At 69.4% G+C, this 3,723-nt stretch carries 3 protein-coding genes and 1 pseudogene; 3 read left to right on the top strand and 1 reads right to left on the bottom strand.

Annotated features, from left to right (window positions below):
- Positions 1-285 (bottom strand): hypothetical protein (locus tag PROKR_RS33345; protein ID WP_036958939.1); only part of this gene is annotated, 285 nt, incomplete at its 3' end.
- A 448-nt stretch (positions 286-733) separates the two neighbouring features.
- On the opposite strand from PROKR_RS33345, the gene PROKR_RS01010 reads away from it, so the two are divergent.
- The 3 genes and pseudogenes from PROKR_RS01010 to PROKR_RS33340 all read left to right on the top strand — a co-directional run.
- The gene (locus tag PROKR_RS01010; RefSeq protein ID WP_036958937.1) at positions 734-2,230 is read left to right on the top strand and encodes a cytochrome ubiquinol oxidase subunit I; all 1,497 of its coding nucleotides are present in this window, start codon (positions 734-736) and stop codon (positions 2,228-2,230) included.
- Between the two features lie 112 nt (positions 2,231-2,342).
- Complete coding sequence (gene cydB / locus PROKR_RS01005; protein WP_036958935.1) at positions 2,343-3,392, top strand: cytochrome d ubiquinol oxidase subunit II; 1,050 nt, start codon at positions 2,343-2,345, stop codon at positions 3,390-3,392.
- A 34-nt stretch (positions 3,393-3,426) separates the two neighbouring features.
- Positions 3,427-3,723: pseudogene (locus tag PROKR_RS33340) on the top strand (thiol reductant ABC exporter subunit CydD); the annotation flags it as partial.

Below are 3,723 nucleotides of genomic sequence, written 5' to 3'. Positions count from 1 at the left end.
CTCACCGGCCGCGGGCGTGGTCGGCGTGGCGACGGCGGCGGTGCCGCCCGTGGTCACGGGCTGACCCTCGGCCGGGGTCGCGGGGGTGTCGGACGAGCCGACGACGATGGGCTCGACGTGCTTGGCCGTCGAGACGACGGACCGGGTGGCGCGGCGACGCGGGCGCTTGGTGGACGTCGCGTCCGCTGGGGCCTCCCCACCAGTGTTGACCTGGGCGTTCGCCTCAGGTGCGTCGTGATCATCCTGTGACCCGATGGTCGAACCGGTGGTGCTGGAAGGCGTCACGTTGGGTGCTCCTGTAGCCCGGCGCCCGCCCCACACCACGCGGACCGCCAGGCGGTCGGTCGTCCGGTGGATGCATCGCGGCGAAGCGACACATCTGGACGGAAGTCTCGGCTGCGGCCCCGTTCCTACGATCTTCGCGGACGCCTGCGGCCACGTTCTGCGTGACAGCGGCACCGCGTGCGGATCGCGGGCAGTGTTGGACTCTGCAGGCCGCGCAGGGATGTGGGCCTACGCGGGTTCGACCAGTATCGCACAGGAGACCCCTTCCGCATCGCCCCTGCTGAAGGCGCGGACAACAACGCGCCGAACGGCACCCCGAGTGCGTGTACAGTGCCTTGTGAAGACATTCACAAGCGACGGATCCACCCCGCGGCAACGCGCGGACCTGGCAGATCAGGCCTAGCGTCCAAAGGGACAGAGCCGTTCGGAGAAACCACAGGAGCCCGGAGTGGAAGCTCTCGACCTGGCACGCTGGCAGTTCGGCATCACCACCGTCTATCACTTCATCTTCGTCCCCCTCACGATCGGCCTGGCGCCCCTCGTGGCGATCATGCAGACCGCCTGGGTCCGGACCGGGAACGAGCGGTGGCTGAGGCTGACCAAGTTCTTCGGCAAGCTCTTCCTGATCAACTTCGCGCTCGGCGTCGTGACCGGGATCGTGCAGGAGTTCCAGTTCGGCATGAACTGGAGCGAGTACTCGCGGTTCGTCGGCGACGTGTTCGGCGCCCCGCTGGCCATGGAGGCCCTCGCCGCGTTCTTCGTGGAGTCGGTCTTCCTCGGCGTCTGGATCTTCGGCTGGGACCGGGTGAACAAGAAGGTGCACCTGGCCTGCATCTGGGCCGTGGCCGTCGCGGTGAACCTGTCGGCCTTCTTCATCCTGGCCGCCAACTCCTGGATGCAGCACCCCGTCGGCGCCCGGTACAACCCCGAGACGGGTCGCGCCGAGATGGAGTCCATCTGGGCGATCCTGGGCAACAACACGCTCTGGGCGGCCTTCCCCCACGCCGTCGCCGCGGCCTTCCTGACCGCCGGGACGTTCGTGGCCGGCATCGCCGCCTGGTGGATGGTGCGCCTGGCCCGGACCAAGCAGCCCGAGTCCGTCGAGCTCGCCCGCAACGTGTACCGCCCCGCCGTGATCCTCGGCACGGTCGTCATGCTGGTCGCCGGCGTCGGCGTCGCACTGTCGGGCGACGTCCAGGGCAAGCTCATGTTCGAGCAGCAGCCGGGCAAGATGGCGTCCGCCGAGGCGTTGTGCGACGGCGAGGAGGCAGCGAACTTCTCGATCCTGACGATCGGCGACCTCTCCAACTCCTGCGAGGGCGTGCGACACGTCCTGGAGGTGCCCGGCCTGGCCAGCTACCTCGGCACCGGACACTTCTCCGGCCCGGAGAGCTTCCTGCCCGGCGTCAACGACGTGCAGGAGCAGTACTCGGAGAAGTTCGGCGCCACCGACGAGGCCGGCAACGAGATCTCTTACACACCGAACCTCGCCGTCACCTACTGGAGCTTCCGGCTCATGATCGGGTTCGCCGCCGGGTCCGCGCTGCTCGCCCTGGCCGCCCTCTGGTTCACGCGCGGCGGCCGGGTCAGCGACAACAAGTGGCTCGCCCGGATCGGCATCGCCGCGATCCCGACGCCGTTCCTCGCGTCGTCGTTCGGCTGGATCTTCACCGAGATGGGCCGCCAGCCGTGGGTCGTCGCCCCGAACCCCACGGGGATCGACCAGATCCGGCTGCTCACCATGAACGGCGTCTCCGAGGTGGTGAGCCCGGGCATGGTGCTCACCTCGATGATCGTGTTCACCCTGGTCTACGGCGCGCTGGCCGTCGTCTGGTACCGGCTCATGCACCGGTACGCGATCGAGGGCGTGCCCAGGACCGTCCGCGACGAGTCGCCCGAGGCGGCCGGGGACGAGTCCGACCGGCCCCTCTCGTTCGCCTACTGATGCGCAGGCTCCGCCTCACGAGGACCAGCCCCATGCAGACCGGTCTCATGCAGACCAGCCGTTCGATGACCAGCCTTTCGAAGACCAGCCTTTCGAAGACAAGGAAGTGACCGTGGACCTCGCACTCGTGTGGTTCTTCATCATCGCGATCCTGTGGACCGGGTACCTCGTGCTCGAGGGGTTCGACTTCGGCGTCGGGATGCTGATGTCCCTGCTCCCCCGTGGCAACGCCGCGCACCGGGAGAAAGAGCGGCGCGTGCTGGTGAACAGCATCGGGCCGCTCTGGGACGGCAACGAGGTATGGCTGATCACCGCGGGCGGCGCCACCTTCGCCGCCTTCCCCGAGTGGTACGCCACCCTGTTCTCCGGCTTCTACCTCCCGCTGCTGCTCATTCTCGTGGCCCTGATCGTGCGCGGGGTCGCCTTCGAGTACCGCGGCAAGATCGCCGACGCCGTGTGGGCGCGCCGCTGCGACATCGCGATCCAGGTGGGCTCCTGGGTGCCCGCCGTGCTCTGGGGCGTGGCGTTCGCCAACCTGGTCCGCGGCGTCCAGCTCGACGAGGCGCACCAGTACGTGGGCGGCTTCTGGGCGCTGCTCAACCCGTTCGCGCTGCTCGGCGGAGCCACGACGCTCGTTCTGTTCCTGCTGCACGGCTCCGTCTTCGTGGCGCTCAAGACCGACGGCGAGATCCGCGCCAGGGCCCGGCGGTTCGCCGGTGTGCTGGCGGTGGTGGCCGTGCTCGTCGCCGGTGGCTGGGCGGTCTGGGCACAGCTCGCGTTCTCCGTGACCTGGACCTGGGCGGTCGTCGTGGTCGCCGCTGTGGGTCTGGTCGGCGTCGCGCTGACCAACCGCGCCGGACGTGAGGGGTGGGCCTTCGGCCTCTCGGCCGTGACCATCGTCGCGGCGGTCGTGCTGATCTTCGGCTCCATGTACCCCGACGTCATGCCGGGCCTGGACGGCGGCAACTCGCTGACCATCGCCGAGGCGTCCTCGACCCCGTACACCCTGACCATCATGACCTGGGTCGCCGTGTTCCTCACGCCCCTGGTGATCCTGTACCAGGGCTGGACCTACTGGGTCTTCCGGCGTCGGCTCACGGTGGACCACATCCCCGCCCCTGCCGGCCTGACCTGGAAGAAGATCAAGGAGTCGGCGTTCTGACCCGGACGTCGTCCGGCTACGGGACCATCTCGTCATGAAACCGCTCGACCCTCGCCTGCTGCGCCACGTGCACGCGGCCCGCTGGTACGTGGCGCTCACGGTCGGCCTCGGCGTGGCCTCCGCCGCGCTGATCGTGGCGCAGGCGCTCCTGATCGCCGCGCTGCTGACCCCGGTCGTACGCGGGGACCGCGTCTCCGCGCACGATCTGGTGTGGCCCTTCGCCGGACTCGCGGTGGTGGTGGCCGGGCGCGCCGTCGTCGCCTGGGCACAGGAGCGGTACGCGCTGCGCGCGGCCGCCCGCACCATCGCCGAGCTGCGCCGGGCGGTCGTG

The organism is Promicromonospora kroppenstedtii DSM 19349 (assembly GCF_000515355.1).
GTDB lineage: Bacteria > Actinomycetota > Actinomycetes > Actinomycetales > Cellulomonadaceae > Promicromonospora > Promicromonospora kroppenstedtii.
This window is presented reverse-complemented; position numbering and strand designations above follow the sequence as displayed.